Raw genomic sequence first — 18,186 nt, 5'->3', positions numbered from 1 at the left:
CGACAGGCAATTGAGCGCCACATCTTCCATCTGGGCCTGTGAAAGGTTAGGTGGATAGAAGTCGGAACATTTAAGGCCTCGAAGACCCCCATGTCCTTTTTCAATAAGCTCAAGAACAAACTTTTCAAATCTTCTTCCAAGCTGGAAGAGGGTCTGGATGCGATTGTCGAAGATGGCGGCGTCGAAGAACAGGTCGTCGCTGACACGACCGCGAAGGAAGAGGCGCGGATAGCCGAAGAAGCGCGCTTGGCGGAGGAAGCCCGCGCCGCCAAAGCTGCAGCCCTAGCTGCAGCCGAGGACCAGGCTGCGCAAGAAAAACTGGCTGCACAGGAAAAACTGGCGGCGCAGGAAAAACTGGCCGCCGAAGAACAAGCCCGCGCAGAAGCAGAGGCCGCGCGTCTGGCCGAAGTTGAAGCGGCGGCATTGGCCGCAAAAGTCGCCGAGGCCGCCGCCGCAAAGCTTGCCGCCGACCAGCAATCCGCCGAAGAGGCCCGCGTAGCCGCAGTTGCCGAGGCCGAAGCCGCGAAACAAAAAGCGCTGGAAGCCGAGGCTCGCGCCGCAGAAGCCGCAGAGCGTGCGGCGCAACAAGCCGCAAAAGAAGCCGAGGAAGCGGAACAAGCTGCCAAAGCCGCCGCAGAGAAAGCCGAACGTGAAGAAAAAGCCGCCGAAGAGGCCGCCGCACAGGCCTTGGCAGAGGCCAAGGCGAATGTGGCCGCCGCCCTCGACGCCCCAGAGGCCGCAGCCCTTCTGGCGGGGTCGGATGCGCCTGCCGCGCCGAAAAAGAAGCCAAGCCTGATTGGCCGGATGCTTGGGCGCAAGGAAGAGAAAACCGTCGTGCGTCGCGAATTGGACGACGACATGCTAGAGGCGCTCGAAGAGTTGTTGATCGCCTCGGATATGGGGGTCGACACCTCTTTGCGCGTGACCGCGAATATGGCCGAAGGCCGCTTTGGCAAGAAGCTGTCCACGCAAGAAATTAAAGACCTTTTGGCAGCGGAAATCGCCAAAATCATGGAGCCGGTGGCCAAGCCGATGCCGATCTACCCGAAGCGCCCGCAGGTGGTTTTGGTGGTGGGGGTCAATGGCTCGGGCAAAACGACGACGATTGGCAAGCTGGCGCTGCAATTCTCCAATGCGGGCAAGAAGGTTGTGATCGCAGCGGGCGACACCTTCCGTGCAGCCGCCGTTGAACAATTGCAAGTATGGGGCGACCGCGCGGGCGTGCCGGTGTTGACGGCCCCCGAAGGATCGGACCCTGCGTCCTTGGCCTTTGAGGCCATGGAGAAGGCCGAGGCAGAGGGCGCGGATCTCTTGCTGATCGACACCGCAGGGCGGTTGCAAAACCGGTCCGACCTGATGGAAGAGCTGGCCAAGATCGTCCGCGTCATCCGCAAGAAGGACGACACAGCCCCGCATAACACCTTGTTGGTGCTGGATGCGACGACGGGGCAAAATGCGCTGAACCAAGTGGACGTGTTCAGCCAGATCAGCGATGTGTCTGGCCTTGTGATGACCAAGCTTGATGGCACGGCCAAGGGCGGCGTTTTGGTGGCTTTGGCGGATAAGTTCGGCCTGCCCATTCACGCGATCGGCGTGGGAGAGCAAATCGACGATCTGGATGCATTTGACCCAGAGGAATTCGCCCAAGCCCTGACCGGCGCAGCCACCGAGTGACCGTATGAGCGCATGGCTGACCTCGCTGGAAGGCACGGAGGCGGGGCACCAGCTGGCGCTGGCCTTGGCACTGGCGGCGGCTTTGTTGCATGCGATTTTCGGGGCTTTGCAGAAGGGGCGCCACGATCCGTGGCTGTCGCGTGGGGCGATTGATTTCAGCTATGGCATGATGGCCGCGCCTTTTGCGCTTTTCGTGGTGCCGTGGCCCGAGGCGCATATGTGGCCGATCTTTGCGACCGTGTTTGTGATCCATGTGGGCTACAAGCTGATGCAGGGCTTCACCTACTCGAAGGGGGCCTACACAGTCGTCTATCCGGTGGTGCGCGGCACTGGTCCGTTGTTCACGGTCATCGGGGCCTATTTCTTGTTTGGCGAGGTGTTTAGCATCGTGCAATGGCTTGGTGTCGCCACTTTGCTGGCGGGGATTTTCGGGCTGGCGGCATATAATTTGCGCACCATTACCGTGAACCGCGACACGCTGGTGCCCGCCTTGTGGCTGGCGGTCGGGACGGGGCTGTTTGTGGCCGCCTATACGACCTATGACGCCTACGGCATTCGCGCGACGGCGGATCCGTTTACCTTTCTTGCATGGTTTTTCTTCATAGATGGCCTGTTTTTTATGCCTCCTGTGGCCGCCTATTTATGGTGGCGCAAGGCGAACCGCCCAACGCTGGCGCCATTGTTGGGGCGTGGGGTGATTGGCGCATTCGTGGCGTTTTTCTCGTTTGGGTCGATCATGGTGGCGACGCGTTTGGATAACGTCGGCGAGGCGGCGGTATTGCGCGAGACCTCGACCGTATTTGCGGCCTTGATTGGCTGGTTGGTTTTGGGCGAAAAGGTCGGACCGCGCCGCCTGACCTTGATGGCGCTGATCGCGCTTGGCGCGGTAATTGTGGAAGCAGGAGGCTAGAACATGGCAGAAAAGACGATCTCTCAAGGCGTGAAATCCGCGCTGGAACTTGGCCCTGTGCTGTTGTTCTTCATTGCCTATGTGAAAATGAAAGAAGAGGTGTACACCATTGGTGGCACTGAATATTCCGGCTTCATCGTGGTGACGGCATTATTCGTGCCGCTGCTGCTGATATCGATGGGTATCTTGTGGAAGTTGACGGGCAAGCTTAGCCGCATGCAAATCCTCACAGCCTTTATGGTGATCTTCTTTGGCGGTCTGACGGTCTATTTCAACGACGAGAAATTCTTCAAGATCAAGACTACGATCGTTTACGGCATGTTCGCCTCGATCCTTGGGATTGGCTTGCTGCTGAAGCGGTCATGGCTGGAATATGTGTTGGACGATTTTCTTCCATTGAAGCCCGAGGGCTGGATGATCCTGACCAAACGACTGGCCGCGATGTTCGCCACTTTGGCCGTGGCGAACGAGTTGGTTTGGCGACTGATGTCTACAGACGCTTGGGTGAAAATCGAAACCTTCGGCTTTCCCATCGCCTTGTTTGCGTTCTTCATGTCGCAAGCGGGGATGCTGCAAAAATACTCGGACGATCCAGAGGCCGACGCCTAGTCAGTCAGCCTTGGCATTCACCCGCTTGATCAATTCCTCGCCGCTTTCTTTGCGCTCTGAGTAGCGGTCGACAAGGTCGTGTTTGAGGTCGCGGGTCAGCAGGGTAAAGCGCATGAGCTCCTCCATCACGTCAACCATCCGGTCGTAGAAGGGTGAGGGCTTCATTCGGTCGTCGTTGTCGAATTCCTGCCATGCCTTGGCCACCGAGGACTGGTTGGGAATCGTGATCATCCGCATCCAGCGGCCCAAGATGCGCAGCTGGTTGACCGTGTTGAAGGATTGCGAACCGCCGTTTACCTGCATCACCGCCAGCGTTTTTCCTTGGCTGGGGCGCACGGCCCCCATGCTTAGGGGGATCCAGTCGATCTGGGATTTCATGATGCCTGTCATCGCGCCGTGGCGTTCCGGCGAGCACCAGACCATGCCCTCGGACCACGCCACCAGCGCGCGTAATTCGGCCACCTTGGGATGATCTGCGTCCTCGCTATCGGGCAGGGGCAGGTCGCGCGGATCAAAGATGCGCACCTCCGCGCCCATGCGGGTCAGCACGCGGGCGGCTTCCTCGGTCATCAGCCGCGAGAAGCTGCGGTCCCGCAAGGAGCCATACAGCATGGCGATCCTTGGCTTGTGGGTGCTGGGGGGTGCGGCGGCCAAGGGAAGGGGCACACGAAAATGCGCATCATCGATCTGCGGAGTATCAGTCATGAGGTGTCTCGGTTTTGTCAGGGCGTCTGATTAAGAGGGGGTTAACATCAAAGAGCCGTCTTCCTTGGTCAGCCCTTCGGGGTAGCTGTCCAGAAGGTCCAGCACAGCCTCGCTTGGGCGGCACAGGCGCACGCCTTTGGGGGTGCATACGATAGGACGGTTCACCAAGACGGGGTGTTCGAGCATCGCATCCAGCAGGGCGTCATCACTGACGGCAGGGTCCAGCAAGCCCAACTCTTCGGCTGGGGACTTTGAGGTGCGCAGCGCGTCGCGTGGCGTAAGACCGGCGGCGGCAAACAGCGCTTGCAGCTGGGGGCGTGTCCAGCCCGTCTCTAGGTATTCCACGACGGTCAGGGGCTCCCCCGTGGCCTCAAGGACTGCGAGAACATTGCGCGAGGTGCCGCAGGCCGGATTGTGGTGGATGACGATACTCATGATGTGCCTTTCTCTTTTGGAAACCAGTGTTGCGTGCGGTTTGCGAAGGCAACCAGTGACAGCATTACCGGCACCTCCACCAACACTCCTACCACCGTGGCAAGGGCAGCCCCTGAACCAAGACCGAAGAGGCTAATGGCGACCGCAACCGCCAGCTCGAAGAAGTTGGAGGTGCCGATCAACGCACATGGGGCCGCCACATTGAAGGGAACGCCCCATACCCGCGCCGCGCCATAGGCGACAAAGAAGATACCATAGGTTTGGATCAGCAAGGGGATGGCGATCAACGCAATGACAAGGGGGCGCTCCAGAATGACCTCGCCTTGGAACCCAAAAAGCAGCACCACAGTGACCAACAACCCAAAGATCGAGAAAGGCTGCACCCGCGATTTGAAGTCGTCCACCGCTGCCGCGCCATTCTTGCGGATCAAAGCGTTGCGGGTCAGATAGCCTGCCAGCAAAGGCAGCAGCACGTAGAGGCCGACCGACAAAAGAAGCGTGTCCCAAGGCACCACAATATCCGTCACCCCCAGCAAGAATGCCACGATGGGCGCGAAGGCAAAGATCATAACCACGTCGTTCACGCTGACCTGCACCAGCGTATAGGTGGCATCCCCGCGGGTCAGGTTGGACCACACAAATACCATCGCCGTACAAGGGGCCGCGCCCAACAGGATCACCCCAGCCAGATAGGCTTGGGCATCGTCGGGGGGGATCAGTCCTGCGAACAAATACTCAAAGAACAACACCCCCAAGGCGGCCATGGTGAAAGGCTTCACAAGCCAGTTCACGACCAAGGTGATGACCAACCCTTTGGGCTTGTCCCCCACCTGCTTGACCGCGCCGAAGTCCACCCCGACCATCATCGGGTAAACCATAGCCCAGATCAGCACCGCCACCGGCAGGTTGACCGAAGCGATTTCAAGCCCCGCAAGCGCAGAGAAGAGACCCGGAAACAGATTGCCCAGCAGAAGGCCTGCTCCGATGGCAAGGGCGACCCAAACCGAGAGCCAGCGCTCGAAGGTGCCAAGGCCTGCTGCGGCCGGTGAAGGGGTGTCAGTCATGATAAACCTTTGGATCGAGTGGGGAGGGGAAGGCCTTAGCAGGCACAGGCGATTTCTTCGATGACGGGTTGGCACAGCTCGGCACGCCCGCCGCAACAATCTTCCATCAAAAACGCCAACAAGCCGCGCATTCCGTCCATGTCGGCATGGTAGGTGATGCTACGTCCACTGCGCGCGCCTTTGATCAGGCCAGCGCGGGTCAGGATCGATAGATTGTTGGACATGGTGTTTTGACGCACATCTAGGGCCTGTCCGATGTCCCCAGCGGACATGCCTTCTGCCCCTGCTTTGATCAACAGGCGAAAGACATCCAGTCGTGTGGATTGGCTGAGGGCGGCAAAGGCGTCGAGGGCGTCATTTTTATCCATATATCATGAATTATGGATATGATGGATGGAAGTCAATCACCTTCAACGATGTTGCTGCGCTGCGAAGGCCAAAATGTGTTTCGCGGTGTCTTCGGGGTTTGCTTGCAGCAAGAAATGTGGACCGGCCACAAGAGTGACCTTTCCGGCACCGGTGTTGAAATCGTTAGAGATTTTTGCCGGAACCAATCGGTCATGCGTGGCTTGCAGGTAGGTGTATGGCGCTTTGATCTGTGCGATTTTATCTGTGACATCAACGCGCAAAACCTCCCGAAGCCGTGCTGACAATGTGGCCAAGGGAACTATGCGCAGCGATTTCGTGAAGCTTCGGGTGAATGCAGCGGAGGACCATTTCCCCATCAACACCGGCTGCGCCAACCCCGTAAACACCCGCGATTTAACCGGCAGGAAGCGCAGCAGGGACGCAGATATTGCCGGCAAACGGCGAGGAGAGCGGGCGAAGCTGGCTACGAAAACTATCCCCTTGAGCTGGCGCGGGCAACTGGCCCCGATCATGACGGCAAGCGGTCCGGAAAAGGATTCCGCGACGAGGATGTAATCTGTTTGGGGTAAAGCGGACTGCAGCCATGATTTGATGTCATCATATCTGGACAGCTCGGCAGGGTAGTGAACCGCCGTGACACTATGTTCGACCGCGAGCAAATCTTGAAGCTGTGAGACCAGTGCGCCGGTCCCGTCCAGCCCAGGCAGGATGACAATATTCACCCTACATGGAACAAGGTGTTGAACAGCTTGGGGTCCAAACTGTCGGCTGCAAAAGTGGCCCCTTCGGTCATCACAGATACGGCGTCATGGCTGTGCAGGCTTTCCTGATGGGACGCGACGACGCGGAAGTCCTTGATCCGCGGGTCTGCTTTCAGCTGCTCGCAAAACGACCGTGCGGCGTCTTCGACAAAGATCGGGTTGGCGGCGTTGAGCTCGGCAAAGGCCTGCTCGTCCTCCCGTTTGACCATGACTTGGGTCTCGGTGGGCACCGCGGCACGGCACAGGTCAATCGCGTCCTCAAACCACAGGCAATCTGCGGAGCTATCGACCTCCATCGAAATCCGCGCGACAGAGCGCTGAGAATGCGGTGTCGCCAGCTGGCCGCGAAACTGGCGGGCATGTTCGGACAGTTCCAGCGAGCAAGGGCAGGTGGACGAGTAGACATAATCCAGATGCAGAATTTTCTTGCGCGTGCCGGCAGTGTCAACGACCTCAAGCGCGATGTCGTAATACTGGTAGCCGCTGAGGCCTGAGCGAAGGCTGTCAATCTTCACGGGGAAGGAGAACCGCATCTGGATGCGCGCATCGAAGCTTTCCAAATCGGTCTTGTAGGAATCCAGCGTCTCTTCGATGACCTCAAAGCTGAAGGTCTGTTCGGCGTGGCGATAAAAGCTGCGCATGATGCGCGACATGTTGATGCCCTTCTTCTCGGCCTCCAAGGACACGGTGCCAGTGACGGAGGTCTCAAGGGTCAGATCGTCGGCGTCGCGGCTTCGCAGGCGGATAGGCAGGCGGAAGTTAGAGATGCCAACATGCTGGATATGCTGCTTGGACCCGCGGATCAGCGAGGACGGCCCATTTTGCAGGTCGGGCATGGACGCCTTATAGGCGTCATCGACGGCGAAATCTTCGGGGTAAGCGCGGGCAAGGGCAGGGTAATTGGCCAGTTCCGCACCGGGGATCAGGCGCGAGACCAGCGGATCTAGCGCGGCTACCTCAATCGGATCCGCACTCCCCGCCCATTGGCGCAACACCGCAAGGGCGGCTTCGGCCTCTGCGCGGGTTGGCTCGTCTGGCTCAGGCGTATGGACATTCATCGGGCTTCCTTCCCTTGGGATGCAGCGGCAGTTTGCGCCCCTTTATATGGGGGCGCAGCCAAGCGTTACAAAGAAAAACCGACCAATTCGTCCTAGACCGCGTCTAGGGCGGTGCGGATGTCATTCAGCAAATCGGTCTTGTCCTCCAGCCCCACGGAGATCCGCACAAGGCCTTCCGTGATGCCCAGATCGACTTTTTGAGCGTCGCTGAGCCGCTGATGCGTTGTCGTCGCCGGATGGGTCACGATGCTTTTGGAATCTCCCAAGTTGTTTGAGATCAAGATGATATCCAACGCGTTCAGGAACTTGAATGCCGCCTCTTTGCCACCTTGAAGGTCCAGCGAGATAACGGTGCCTCCGGCGCCCATTTGTTCTTTTGCAATAGACTGTTGCGGGTGAGAGTTAAGGTATGGATACAGCGTGCGATCCAGCTTGTTGTGGCCTTCGAGGGCTTGGGCGATGAACAGGGCGCTTTCCGCCTGCGCATTGCAACGCAGATGGATGGTTTCCAAGCCCTTCAGCATGACCCAAGCGTTGAACGGAGACAAAGACCCGCCGGTGTGTTTGAGATATGGCTCAGCCGTTTTTCGAATGAAATCCTGTGTGCCGCAGATCACGCCCCCCAGACAGCGGCCTTGGCCGTCGATATGCTTGGTGGCGGAATAAACGATGACATCTGCGCCCAAATCCACAGCCTTTGAAAACGCAGGGGTCGCAAAAACATTGTCGACCACAACGGTCGCCCCTTTGGCATGGGCGATTTTTGCGACGCCTTTCAGGTCAATGACCTCCAAAGTCGGATTGGAGACGGTTTCTAGGAAGACGACCTTGGTGTCGTCTCGCACGGCGGCCTCCCATGCGGATAGGTCTGTCCCATCCACGAAGGTGACCTCAACGCCAAACCGCCCCAAGATTTCTTCCAAAACATAGAGGCAGGACCCAAAGAGGGCCTTGGCAGAGACGACATGATCGCCAGCCTTCAACAGGGAAATCAGCGCACCGCTAACGGCGGCCATTCCGGATGCGGTGGCGAAGGCGTCTTCGGTGCCCTCCATGTCCGCGATGCGGTCTTCGAACATGCGCACGGTGGGGTTGCCGTAGCGGGCATATATAAACTCATCCGCGCCGGATTCGATAAAGCGGGCCTCGGCCTGCTCGGGGGTGTCATAGACGAATCCTTGGGTCAGGAATATCGCCTCGGACATTTCGCCATATTGCGAACGGCGAGAGCCGCTGTGGACGGATTTGGTGCGGGGGGACCAGTCTTTTGTCATGTCATCCTCTGTTGGGCATCGCCCAAATAAAAAGCCTCCACCGGGAAAAGGGGGAGGCTCAACGCTATCCATCCTCTTTAGCAGCATATTTAACGTGGCCCGCAATCCGGTAACAAATCGCCACAAGATTTAGATACGCCTGTGTGCGATCAGGGTCAATACCGTCGCGTCGGGCCAAATGCAGGGCCGTGACGGCAGTTTCGTATAGGCGACAAAGTTAGTGGCATTCCGCGTCAAATCCATGCCTCGAGGGCCTTGCAAATGCCGTTCGTTTCTCCTTCATGTGACCACAACGGATATAAGGTATTACGGATTATGAAAGACAATCGGCTGATCAATGGGCTCCCTGTCAAAAAGCGCATCATCCAGGAGGTGAAGGACTACACCTCCAAGGTCGCTGACATGCCCCGTTTGGTGTCTGTTTTGGTGGGGGACACGCCCGAGGCCGACGTATATGTGCGCAATCAGGCGCGCGGGGCCGAGCAAGCAGGTCTGCCGTTCGAGCAACTGCGCTGGCCCGCTGACATCTCGCAAAACGAGTGCAAACAACGCATCTTGGCGATGAACGACGACCCCAGTATTCTAGGCATTATCCTGCAACGTCCGTTGCCAGAGCACATCCATGTGCGTTCGTTGCAGTCCGCCATTCATCCGCTGAAAGACGTCGAGGGAATGAACCCCGCGTCGATCGGGAATATTGTCTATTCTGACGTGACCCTTGCCCCGTGTACCGCCGCCGCCAGCGTCGAGTTGGTCAAGGAAACCGGCCTGACGCTGCAAGGGCTGGAAGTGGTGATGATCGGCCATTCGGAGATCGTCGGAAAGCCTGCGGCGATGATGCTTATGGCCGAAGGCTGCACCGTGACGGTGTGCCATCATATGACGCGCTCGGTCGCCATGCATTCTCGCCGAGCCGATGTGGTTGTTGTGGCCGTGGGGAAAGCCCATCTTGTCGGTCCGGACATGATCAAACCCGGGGCTGCGGTGATCGACATCGGCATCAATCAGATAGAGACCGCCGATGGCCCGAAAATCGTGGGGGACGTCGACACGGACGCGGTGAAGGAAGTGGCGGGATGGGTCAGCCCCGTGCCCGGCGGGGTAGGTCCGGTCACCGTCGCGATCTTGATGCGCAATGCTATGGTCGCGCATCAGCGGCAGCTTGCAGCTGGTTGGCTATAGGGCAAACGGCGGCTTCTTAAGCTTGACACTTCACCGGCTCCGCTCCAAGCCTTGGCGTTATGTTTGACGCGCGCCCAGTGGCCTATGTGATTGGCCTTCTTACCGCTTGCCTCGGGGCTTCCATGCTTGTGCCGATGGGGCTGGACCTATGGGTCGGCAACGGTCATTGGCCCGCCTTCGCCGAAAGTGCGATCATCACGGGCGGGGTCGGCTGCCTTGTGGCGCTGGCCACGGCCAATGGGGTTGGCGGGCGATTAACCATTCAACAAACCTTTTTGTTGACCACGGGTGTGTGGTTGGCGCTGCCTGTTTTCGGGGCGTTGCCTTTGTATTTGGGGGCCACCGAGGCGCGCTATGTTGATGCCTTCTTCGAGGCGATGTCGGGGCTGACCACGACTGGGGCCACTGTGTTCACAGGGCTGGAGAGTTTGCCCGACGGGCTGAAGCTGTGGCGGTCCATGCTGCAATGGTTCGGGGGGATCGGTATCATTGTGGTTGCAATGGTGTTCTTGCCCGAATTGCGGGTGGGGGGGATGCAGATTTTCCGCTCGGAGTCCTTTGACACGATGGGTAAAGTGTTGCCGCGCGCGGTGCAGATCGCGGCCCAGATCGCCTATTTCTACATTGGTTTGACCGTGGCGTGTGGAGTGGCCTACGCCATGGTGGGAATGCCGGTTTTTGAGGCGATCAATCATGCGTTGACCACCATGTCTACGGGGGGATTCTCGACGTCGGATGCCTCTTTTGGGGCCTTTCAGGGCGCGCCGGAATATGTGGCATCCTTCTTTATGATTTTGGCGTCCTTGCCGTTTGTACGCTATGTCCAATTGTTGTCCGGGTCGGCCAAGCCGTTGCTGCGTGACAGCCAGCTTCGCGCCTATTTGATGGCGATTTTCGCCTTCACGCTGCTGTTGACTGTCTTTCGCATCTACGCCTTCGGGGAGGATGCGTCGGTAGGGTTTCGCGAGGGGCTGTTCAACGTCGTCTCCATCATATCAGGCACCGGCTACGCCAGCGTGGACTACCAGCTTTGGGGCAGCTTTGCGGTGGCGGTGTTTTTCTTTCTTGGGCTGGTCGGAGGCTGCGCGGGCTCGACGGCCTGTTCGGTAAAGATTTTCCGCTACCAGTTGCTTTTTGCGTCGATCAAGGCGCAAATCCGCCGCATCCACACCCCGCATGGGATCTTTGAGCCGCGCTATGAAGGCAAGCCGGTGGGCGAGGATGTCATGTCGTCGGTGATGTCGTTCTTCGTGTTGTTTTTGGTATCCATGGGGGGGCTTTCCGTCCTTCTTGGTATGACTGGGCTGGATTTTATCACCTCTGTATCGGGGGCGGCGTCGGCCTTGGCCAACATCGGGCCGGGGTTGGGCGAGGAAATCGGGCCTGCTGGCAATTTCTCGGGGTTAAACGACACCGCCAAATGGCTGTTGGCCGCCTCTATGTTGATCGGGCGGCTTGAGCTGCTGGCGGTCTACGCAATTTTCACCGTTCGTTTCTGGAGAGCCTGATATGCCCGTCAAACCCTTAGGTGCGCAGCTGTCGCATATGTTGAAGGATCGCGGCGTGGAGGTGATCTTTGGCATTCCGGGCGTCCACAACCAAGAGATGTATCGCGGGATAGAAGAGGCAGGGATCACCCATGTCTTGGCCCGCAACGAACAGGGTGCGGGGTTTATGGCGGATGGCTATGCGCGGGCCACCGGCAAGCCAGGCGTGGCATATGTCATTACTGGACCGGGCCTGTGCAACATCATGAACCCTGTGGGGCAAGCCTATTCTGACAGCGTACCGATGTTGGTGATTGCCTCATGTCTGGACGATGTGGTTGGGACACGCGGGCAATTGCATCAGATGCTAGATCAAGAAGGCGCAGGGGCGAGCGTTGCCGAATGGTCCGAGACCGCGCATACGGCAGAGGCGGCCTATCACTTGATCGACCGTGCGCTGCTGGAGTTCCAAACCTCGCGCGCGCGGCCGAAGCTGATGAATGTGCCGATTTCCTTGCTGGAGGGGGATGCGCCTGCCGCACCACTTAGCGATCGGGTCATTGCCTTTGACGCACCCAACACGGCCCAGCTGACCCGTATCTCCGAGATGCTTCATGCCGCGCGAAAGCCTGTGATCATCGCGGGGGGCGGGGCGAAAAATGCATCCGCATATCTGCAACAGCTGGTCGAGCGTTGCGGAGCAGCAAGTTTCACCACCTACGCAGGGCGCGGCATTCTCGCGCATGATACGCCGCTGACCTTCGGGGCGACTTTGGGCAGGTCGGGCAGCGCAGATATTATGGCGCAGGCCGATGTTGTGCTGGTGTTGGGCAGCGAGCTGTCCGAATGCGATCTTTGGCGCAAGCCTTTGATGCATGCCTGCCCGCTGATCCGCGTTGATCTTGATCCAGAGGTTCTAGCCGACCACCACCGCAGCGCGCATCCGGTGTTGGCGGATTGCACGGTGTTTGCGGAAGCTCTGCTGAAGATGATGACGCCCTCCGACAGCGATTGGGACGCGGCTGCGATTGCGAAAACCCGCCAGCAATGGCGCATGGAAACCGCCGCAGACCGACCAGGTATCATAGGTTTGGTTGATGCTTTGCACGAAGCCTTGCCGTCTGACACGATGATCTTTTCCGACATGACGCAATTCGCCTATGTGGCCAATGAAACCTACCCAATGGAGCGCGCAGGGCATTGGCATCATCCCTCCGGCTTTGGAACATTGGGCTATGCGCTACCTGCGGCGATCGGTGGGAAAATGGGCATGCCGGATACGCCAGTCGTTTCGATCAACGGCGACAGCGGCTTCCAATACAACGTGCAAGAGCTAGCGACGGCTGTCGAGCTAGGGTTGAGCCTGCCGATCATTGTTTGGGACAACGGCAAGTTGAAAGAGATCGAGGACAGCATGACGCGCGCGCAAATTGCCCCGAACGCGGTGATCGCGCAAAATCCCGATTTTTGTAAGCTGGCGCAGGCCTATGGCGCTAGGGCCTCGGCGCCGCGCTCGATTGAGGACTTCAAGCAAGCGGTGCAAGACGCATTGATCGCCAATGGGCCGACGTTGATCCATATCACGCCAGAGACCGCGCTGGGCTAACCCCGCGCAGGCAAACCCGCCCTGCCTACTTCTTGGTGTGCTTGTCGCGGGCGGCTTTTTCTTCTTTGGTCAGCTTGTTGTTCCAAACATTGTTGCTGAGCCCGAGTTCTGGGTTCAGCGGTTTGGTCTTGCCAACGCTGACTTTTCCGCCCTTGTTCAGGAATTCCTGAATAAGCGCGTCATCTGTTGTTTCTTTGGGTACATGTTTCATGCGGCAACTGTAGCGGTTGCGTCTTAAAGGGGCAATGATTGCCTTGCCTCACCGAACCCTGCGCGCAGGCGAGGCGGCGGCAGCGGTGCCGCTCACCTCATCTGTGCATTTGATCGCGAAGCTACTTGCCCTGCGTGCCAAGTTTTCTCATGTCCGCGAGCCAAAGCTCTACTTTCTCGGGCTTGGGAGACGTTGCCTGAGAGAAATGCGAAATCCCCACTGGCTTCAAACCGATAAACTTGAAAATTTGCCCTTTAAGCTGGCGAAGCAAGGCTTTCCCATACAGCAAGCCAAAGAAGAAATCTGGAGTATCGGAGGTCACGACAGCGCGCGCCGTCCGGCCAGTTAGCAAAGGAAGGGGCAGCCCCATTTTGCGCGTGCGCGTGTCGAAGGCCCATCCAGGTAAAAGTGTCCGGTCGAACAAGCCTTTCAGTTTTGCGGGCAATCCACCCCACCACATCGGAGTGACCAAGACAAAGTGCTCCGCCCATTCCAAATCGCCTTGAAACGCCGTCAAACAGGGCTCAAGCGGCTTGTGTTTGGAATATCCGCCGTATTCGAAATCAGCGTCAAAGTCCAAGTCATGCAAATAGGTGATGCGCACTTCGTTTCCGGAGGTCTGCGCGGCTTCTTTGTAGGTTTCAGCCAGTGATCGGCTCAGGGAGGTTTCGGCTGGATGGCCAACCAGAATGAAGATTCGCTTGTTGGGCATTGGGGGGATCCTTTGTTGAATGTCGATATTGACCGTGGTCATATTTAACAAAGTGACCACGGTCAACTTAAAATTTGACCCCGGCGGGAAATCTTGTATTCATGGGGAAATGAACAAACCAGTCCAGAAGAGATCCCTTGCTACTCGGGCGAAACTCATTGAATCCGCACGGGAAATTATAGCCTCGGACGGTTTTTCTGCCTTGCGTGTGGAGCAGGTGGTGCAAAACGCGGGCGTCGCGAAGGGGACGTTCTTTGCGCATTTTCGTGACAAAGATGCCTTGATGGAGATTATCATCGGGGCGAAGATCGACGCCTGTCTGGACACACTCGAATCCCTGCCGCAGCCAACCACAGTGGACACGCTTATCGGGCATCTTATGCCGTTGATTCAGTTCATGACCTGCGAGCGTTACGTTTTTGATCTGATCATTCGCCACTCAGGCGCGGCTGCGAAGGATGAAATCGGCCCAGTGGCGCGCACCTTTGAGCGCCAGATCACGGTCTTTGCCCAATGGTTTTCCACAGGACCATTTCGCAAGGACGTGTCGCCGGTGATTTTGGCAGAGGGCATACAAGCCTTTGCAATACAAAGCATGGCGTTGGACTTTTGCTCGATCAATTCCGAAGATCCAGTAGACAAGCGCCTGACAAAATACCTAGATGCGTGGCTGTGCCGCTAGGCCTGCGTAGGCGCTTCGGGTCGCTCACCTTCAAGGGGTGAGCGAGGAGGGCAGACCTACTCCCAGCAGCTAACCAAAACTGCCATATCTGTCCCCAAAACCGCGAGATCTTCCGCATCCAGCTCACCCGTCGCTTCGCTGGCCGATGCGGTTACTCCGTTTTCGCTCAGGAAGATTGCAAGCTCGCTGGCTTTCAACGAAAACCGGACGGAACTTGGGAGGGCCTTGCCGGTGAGATCGTGATCCACCAACATTCCGGAGACTCCGCCAGAGGCATTCAGCACCGGTCCACCAACGTCACCTGACAAGGCCGCGAGATCCAGACGCGCTAATTCGGCTTCACCGCCAAGACCTTTGACGTCTTGTAGTGTGCCATAGGTCAAAGTCGGGGCGTCCAGCGCGCCCTCATAGGAATATCCCGCCACAGCTACCGGAGCACGCAAGCGGCTCGGGGTGGTCGCGAAGTTGGCGTAGTTCAGGGGCACAAGGCTGGTGGAGGGCTCCAGCAGGGCAAGCCCTTTGCCCGTGGCCTTAACGGTCGCCTCGTAGCTGCCATCCAAAGTGATACGCCCGCAAGACGCCACGGCCTGCGCGGTGGTCAGCACATGCCCGCGCCCGTCAACATAGAAGCCAGAGCGCGACAATTTCGGCTGGCGCACGTCAAGGCCGGACAACAGGTCGATCCCTTGGGTCGCCGCATCCGACAGATCTGGGGTCAAAGTGCCTTCGTTGATAACCATGCTGTCTTGCATGATCTCGATGACCCGCGCCATATCGTCAGCTTTGGCGGGGGGGTAGACCAGTGTAAAGCCCTTGACGTAGCCGCCTTCGGTACGGGCGTAGGTGTAGGAATGGATTTGGTCATTTTGCCCTGTCAGGGTGAAGGAGCGGCGGTTTTTCTTGCGCTCCCCTTCCAGTGGCACAATCTCTAGCGTTTGCATGATCTCAAAGAGGCCAGACAACGTATCTGCGTCACCGGGTTGCGAGATAAGCATCGCCTGCATGCCGTTGCCGTCTTTGCCCTTGTACTGAACGAAGGGGTATTCGTATTTGTCGAACTCCACGAGGCCGATGGGCATGGTGATGTCGATACCGGCCTTTTCCTCGCTGACCACACCCAACCCCAATGCAGCCAATGCGCTTGTGTAACTGCCCATCAAGGTTTCGCGTTGCTTGGTCGTCAAAACGCCCGTGGCTTTATAGCCGTTGGCGGATTGCCATTTTGCCATAGAGTTGCGGGTGCCCTTGCCGAAGGACCCATCGATCGTGGACTTGTAAAAGCCAAACCACTGCAGGGCGACTTGCAGCTCTTTCTTCTGGTCGCGGCTCATCAGGCCTTCGGAAGCGCGCGCCTCGCGCGGGGTTTCTTCAACCTCCACCGGTGCCACCGGCTCGGCGGTCGCTGTAGGGGCCTCGACCGCTGGCTCTGCTGCAGATGGTGCTGGGGCCTCGGGGGCAATACCGGTCGATCCGCCGCCAATCGGCCAGAACTGCTGGCGGTAGGGGGCGCTATCAGAGATGTAGCTGTCCCGCGGGATGATCCCTGCATTGCGCAGCTGGCGAAGTTTGGCCAAAGCCTCGGCTTCTTCATAGGGCCCAAGGGTCAAGGCATACCAGCCGGAGCTAAGGCGAAACCCGTTCACATCTGTCAGCGCGGAGCTATAGGCGCGGGCGCGATCTTCTGCCGCACGCAGGCTTGGCAAAGCTTCCACCTGTACCCATGACTGTGCTGCAGCAGAAAAAGCCACGCTGGATGCGGTCAAAAACAAAGCGGCAAAAACACTGCGCGACATACTCAAAATCCCCGTTGGTCCCATGGGTGATCTAAGGGCCACCCTGATTCTCATTTGGCGCAAACTATCACCTGAGGCGGTGGGCGCACCTGAAAAGCTCGTGTTCGTTGTGATTGTGAAGAGGGGGAGGTGATTGACCCCCCCACTGGGGTTGCCTATTGAGAAACCAAACCACCATTAGGGCAAGCACCATGGCCGAAACGCTACAAAAACCACGCTCCTTTCAGGAGATCATTATGCGTCTGCAAAACTACTGGGCGGCCAAGGGCTGCGCGGTGATGCAGCCCTATGACATGGAAGTTGGCGCAGGCACGTTTCATCCAGCAACGACCTTGCGGTCTTTGGGGGCGACGCCTTGGGCTGCGGCCTATGTTCAACCCTCTCGCCGGCCAACGGACGGCCGCTATGGGGACAGCCCGAACCGCTGGCAGCACTACTACCAGTTCCAAGTGATCATCAAACCGTCCCCGCCGGATTTGCAAGAGCTGTACCTTGGCTCGCTAGAAGCCATCGGCATCGATATGGGGGTGCATGACATCCGCTTTGTGGAGGACGACTGGGAAAGCCCGACGCTTGGCGCGTGGGGGCTTGGCTGGGAAGTCTGGTGCGACGGCATGGAAGTGTCGCAGTTCACCTATTTCCAACAGGTCGGCGGGCATGACTGCAAACCTGTCTCGGGCGAATTGACCTACGGGCTGGAGCGCTTGGCGATGTATGTGCTGGGCTTTGATGACGGCAACGAGATGCCGTTCAACGACCCAGATGCGCCGATCCCGTTGACTTACGGCGATGTGTTCCGCGAGGCAGAGGCGCAATATGCGCGCTGGAACTTCGACGTGGCCGACACCGACACGCTGTTACAGCACTTCAAGGACGCGGAGGCCGAATGTGCCCGCATCTTGGCGGAACCTGCGGATGATCCAAAGACCGGCCGCCGTATCGTCATGGCGCAGCCAGCTTATGATCAATGCATCAAGGCGTCCCACTTGTTTAACCTGTTGGACGCGCGCGGGGTGATCTCGGTCACCGAACGCCAAGCCTACATCGGGCGGGTGCGCACGCTGACGGTGGCCTGCGCAGATGCCTTCGTTCAGACGGCGGCAGGGGGTTATACCCCAGAGCCCGCGGCATGAACGGCAAGATTGTAGGGATCGGCATTATGGTCATGGCATTGATAGCGGGCGCGGGGCTCTATTACCTGCAAGTGTATCACTACTACGACAAAGTGGCGGCACCTGACGCAGTGCAGCTGGTGTCTGTGGTCACCGGAGAGCCGGAAGAGATCATCGCAGATGACATCACAGCCATTGACGCGACGTCTTCGCCGATCCGGTATCGCGCGTGCTTTGATACGCCAATGTCGCACTCCATGCTGACGGAAACCTACGAATTGGCAGATGGCGCGGTGCCTTTGACTGCGCCCGACTGGTTCGACTGCTTCAACGCGTCCGAGATTGGGGACGCCTTGGCAGATGGCAGCGCTTTGGCGTTCTTGGGCCACGAAAACATTGAATACGGGGTGGACCGCATTGTGGTCATCTTCGACGACGGGCGCGGCTACATATGGCAGCAGCTCAATGATTGCGGGCAAAAGGCCTATGACGGAACAGCCGTCGGCCCTGAATGCCCAGCTCGACCGACAGAAAGCAACTGA

19 protein-coding genes and 1 riboswitch are annotated in these 18,186 nt (G+C 58.3%); of the genes, 9 read left to right on the top strand and 10 right to left on the bottom strand.

The genetic code is table 11. From position 1 onward, the window contains the following. Positions 1-90: 90 nt before the first annotated feature. The 3 genes from ftsY to Q0746_RS02635 are packed head-to-tail and all read left to right on the top strand — an operon-like array spanning position 91 to position 3,193. On the top strand, positions 91-1,674 hold the full coding sequence (gene ftsY, locus Q0746_RS02645; protein ID WP_298256921.1) for a signal recognition particle-docking protein FtsY: 1,584 nt from the start codon (positions 91-93) through the stop codon (positions 1,672-1,674). Between the two features lie 4 nt (positions 1,675-1,678). Further along, the gene (locus Q0746_RS02640; RefSeq protein ID WP_298256919.1) at positions 1,679-2,584 is read left to right on the top strand and encodes an EamA family transporter; all 906 of its coding nucleotides are present in this window, start codon (positions 1,679-1,681) and stop codon (positions 2,582-2,584) included. A 3-nt stretch (positions 2,585-2,587) separates the two neighbouring features. Further along, positions 2,588-3,193 carry an inner membrane-spanning protein YciB gene (locus tag Q0746_RS02635; protein ID WP_298256917.1) on the top strand — a complete coding sequence of 202 codons (606 nt, stop codon included), beginning with the start codon at positions 2,588-2,590 and terminating at the stop codon, positions 3,191-3,193. On the opposite strand, the gene arsH is transcribed toward Q0746_RS02635, so the two are convergent. The 7 genes from arsH to metZ all read right to left on the bottom strand — a co-directional run bounded on the left by arsH (position 3,194) and on the right by metZ (position 8,859). After that, on the bottom strand, positions 3,194-3,898 hold the full coding sequence (gene arsH, locus Q0746_RS02630; protein ID WP_298256915.1) for an arsenical resistance protein ArsH: 705 nt from the start codon (positions 3,896-3,898) through the stop codon (positions 3,194-3,196). It lies immediately after the preceding gene. Between the two features lie 30 nt (positions 3,899-3,928). Continuing rightward, on the bottom strand, positions 3,929-4,333 hold the full coding sequence (gene arsC / locus Q0746_RS02625; protein WP_298256913.1) for an arsenate reductase (glutaredoxin): 405 nt from the start codon (positions 4,331-4,333) through the stop codon (positions 3,929-3,931). Next, positions 4,330-5,397, bottom strand: a complete 1,068-nt coding sequence (gene arsB / locus Q0746_RS02620; RefSeq protein ID WP_298256911.1) for an ACR3 family arsenite efflux transporter — start codon at positions 5,395-5,397, stop codon at positions 4,330-4,332. The genes arsC and arsB overlap by 4 nt, the downstream gene beginning before the upstream one ends. A gap of 35 nt (positions 5,398-5,432) precedes the next feature. Beyond that, positions 5,433-5,765 (bottom strand): helix-turn-helix domain-containing protein, encoded by a 333-nt coding sequence (locus Q0746_RS02615; RefSeq protein ID WP_298256909.1) that lies wholly within the window; start codon positions 5,763-5,765, stop codon positions 5,433-5,435. A 42-nt stretch (positions 5,766-5,807) separates the two neighbouring features. After that, on the bottom strand, positions 5,808-6,488 hold the full coding sequence (locus Q0746_RS02610; RefSeq protein WP_298256907.1) for an alpha/beta hydrolase: 681 nt from the start codon (positions 6,486-6,488) through the stop codon (positions 5,808-5,810). After that, positions 6,485-7,585: a GTP cyclohydrolase FolE2 gene (folE2, locus tag Q0746_RS02605; RefSeq protein ID WP_298256905.1), complete on the bottom strand. Its 1,101-nt coding sequence runs from the start codon at positions 7,583-7,585 to the stop codon at positions 6,485-6,487. Before folE2 ends, Q0746_RS02610 begins: the two co-directional genes overlap by 4 nt. Before the next feature lie 92 nt (positions 7,586-7,677). Further along, on the bottom strand, positions 7,678-8,859 hold the full coding sequence (metZ, locus tag Q0746_RS02600) for an O-succinylhomoserine sulfhydrylase (protein ID WP_298256903.1): 1,182 nt from the start codon (positions 8,857-8,859) through the stop codon (positions 7,678-7,680). A 56-nt stretch (positions 8,860-8,915) separates the two neighbouring features. After that, positions 8,916-8,993: riboswitch (SAM riboswitch) on the bottom strand. Between the two features lie 181 nt (positions 8,994-9,174). Here metZ and Q0746_RS02595 point away from each other — a divergent pair. Genes Q0746_RS02595 through Q0746_RS02585 form a run of 3 tightly spaced genes read left to right on the top strand, consistent with a single transcriptional unit; the run spans position 9,175 to position 13,134 of the window. Next, a complete protein-coding gene (locus Q0746_RS02595; protein WP_298256901.1) occupies positions 9,175-10,041 on the top strand; it encodes a bifunctional 5,10-methylenetetrahydrofolate dehydrogenase/5,10-methenyltetrahydrofolate cyclohydrolase in 867 nt (288 codons plus the stop codon). A gap of 59 nt (positions 10,042-10,100) precedes the next feature. Continuing rightward, positions 10,101-11,549, top strand: coding sequence for a TrkH family potassium uptake protein (locus Q0746_RS02590; protein ID WP_298256899.1), 1,449 nt, complete (start codon positions 10,101-10,103; stop codon positions 11,547-11,549). A gap of 1 nt (position 11,550) precedes the next feature. Further along, a complete protein-coding gene (locus tag Q0746_RS02585; protein WP_298256897.1) occupies positions 11,551-13,134 on the top strand; it encodes a 5-guanidino-2-oxopentanoate decarboxylase in 1,584 nt (527 codons plus the stop codon). Positions 13,135-13,159: 25 nt separating this feature from the next. Here the strand turns inward: Q0746_RS02585 and Q0746_RS02580 are convergent, their stop codons facing one another. Beyond that, positions 13,160-13,345 (bottom strand): hypothetical protein, encoded by a 186-nt coding sequence (locus Q0746_RS02580; protein WP_298256895.1) that lies wholly within the window; start codon positions 13,343-13,345, stop codon positions 13,160-13,162. Positions 13,346-13,466: 121 nt separating this feature from the next. Beyond that, positions 13,467-14,057, bottom strand: coding sequence for an NAD(P)H-dependent oxidoreductase (locus Q0746_RS02575; protein WP_298256893.1), 591 nt, complete (start codon positions 14,055-14,057; stop codon positions 13,467-13,469). A gap of 109 nt (positions 14,058-14,166) precedes the next feature. Here Q0746_RS02575 and Q0746_RS02570 point away from each other — a divergent pair, with 109 nt between their 5' ends. Beyond that, entirely contained in the window at positions 14,167-14,739 is a 573-nt protein-coding gene (locus Q0746_RS02570; RefSeq protein WP_298256891.1) for a TetR/AcrR family transcriptional regulator, read from the top strand. Between the two features lie 56 nt (positions 14,740-14,795). On the opposite strand, the gene Q0746_RS02565 is transcribed toward Q0746_RS02570, so the two are convergent. After that, a complete protein-coding gene (locus tag Q0746_RS02565) occupies positions 14,796-16,532 on the bottom strand; it encodes a serine protease (RefSeq protein WP_298256889.1) in 1,737 nt (578 codons plus the stop codon). A 191-nt stretch (positions 16,533-16,723) separates the two neighbouring features. Here Q0746_RS02565 and Q0746_RS02560 point away from each other — a divergent pair, with 191 nt between their 5' ends. Next, on the top strand, positions 16,724-17,665 hold the full coding sequence (locus Q0746_RS02560) for a glycine--tRNA ligase subunit alpha (RefSeq protein WP_298256887.1): 942 nt from the start codon (positions 16,724-16,726) through the stop codon (positions 17,663-17,665). Next, positions 17,662-18,186 (top strand): DUF6446 family protein, encoded by a 525-nt coding sequence (locus Q0746_RS02555; protein WP_298256885.1) that lies wholly within the window; start codon positions 17,662-17,664, stop codon positions 18,184-18,186. Before Q0746_RS02560 ends, Q0746_RS02555 begins: the two co-directional genes overlap by 4 nt.

The organism is uncultured Litoreibacter sp., from assembly GCF_947487515.1.
GTDB lineage: Bacteria > Pseudomonadota > Alphaproteobacteria > Rhodobacterales > Rhodobacteraceae > Litoreibacter.
This window is presented reverse-complemented; position numbering and strand designations above follow the sequence as displayed.

Coding starts and splice junctions, on each gene's coding strand:
- ftsY (WP_298256921.1), top strand. CDS start 91: ATGTCCTTTTTCAATAAGCTCAAGAACAAACTTTTCAAATCTTCTTCC.
- Q0746_RS02640 (WP_298256919.1), top strand. CDS start 1,679: ATGAGCGCATGGCTGACCTCGCTGGAAGGCACGGAGGCGGGGCACCAG.
- Q0746_RS02635 (WP_298256917.1), top strand. CDS start 2,588: ATGGCAGAAAAGACGATCTCTCAAGGCGTGAAATCCGCGCTGGAACTT.
- arsH (WP_298256915.1), bottom strand. CDS start 3,898: ATGACTGATACTCCGCAGATCGATGATGCGCATTTTCGTGTGCCCCTT.
- arsC (WP_298256913.1), bottom strand. CDS start 4,333: ATGAGTATCGTCATCCACCACAATCCGGCCTGCGGCACCTCGCGCAAT.
- arsB (WP_298256911.1), bottom strand. CDS start 5,397: ATGACTGACACCCCTTCACCGGCCGCAGCAGGCCTTGGCACCTTCGAG.
- Q0746_RS02615 (WP_298256909.1), bottom strand. CDS start 5,765: ATGGATAAAAATGACGCCCTCGACGCCTTTGCCGCCCTCAGCCAATCC.
- folE2 (WP_298256905.1), bottom strand. CDS start 7,585: ATGAATGTCCATACGCCTGAGCCAGACGAGCCAACCCGCGCAGAGGCC.
- metZ (WP_298256903.1), bottom strand. CDS start 8,859: ATGACAAAAGACTGGTCCCCCCGCACCAAATCCGTCCACAGCGGCTCT.
- Q0746_RS02595 (WP_298256901.1), top strand. CDS start 9,175: ATGAAAGACAATCGGCTGATCAATGGGCTCCCTGTCAAAAAGCGCATC.
- Q0746_RS02590 (WP_298256899.1), top strand. CDS start 10,101: ATGTTTGACGCGCGCCCAGTGGCCTATGTGATTGGCCTTCTTACCGCT.
- Q0746_RS02585 (WP_298256897.1), top strand. CDS start 11,551: ATGCCCGTCAAACCCTTAGGTGCGCAGCTGTCGCATATGTTGAAGGAT.
- Q0746_RS02580 (WP_298256895.1), bottom strand. CDS start 13,345: ATGAAACATGTACCCAAAGAAACAACAGATGACGCGCTTATTCAGGAA.
- Q0746_RS02575 (WP_298256893.1), bottom strand. CDS start 14,057: ATGCCCAACAAGCGAATCTTCATTCTGGTTGGCCATCCAGCCGAAACC.
- Q0746_RS02570 (WP_298256891.1), top strand. CDS start 14,167: ATGAACAAACCAGTCCAGAAGAGATCCCTTGCTACTCGGGCGAAACTC.
- Q0746_RS02565 (WP_298256889.1), bottom strand. CDS start 16,532: ATGTCGCGCAGTGTTTTTGCCGCTTTGTTTTTGACCGCATCCAGCGTG.
- Q0746_RS02560 (WP_298256887.1), top strand. CDS start 16,724: ATGGCCGAAACGCTACAAAAACCACGCTCCTTTCAGGAGATCATTATG.
- Q0746_RS02555 (WP_298256885.1), top strand. CDS start 17,662: ATGAACGGCAAGATTGTAGGGATCGGCATTATGGTCATGGCATTGATA.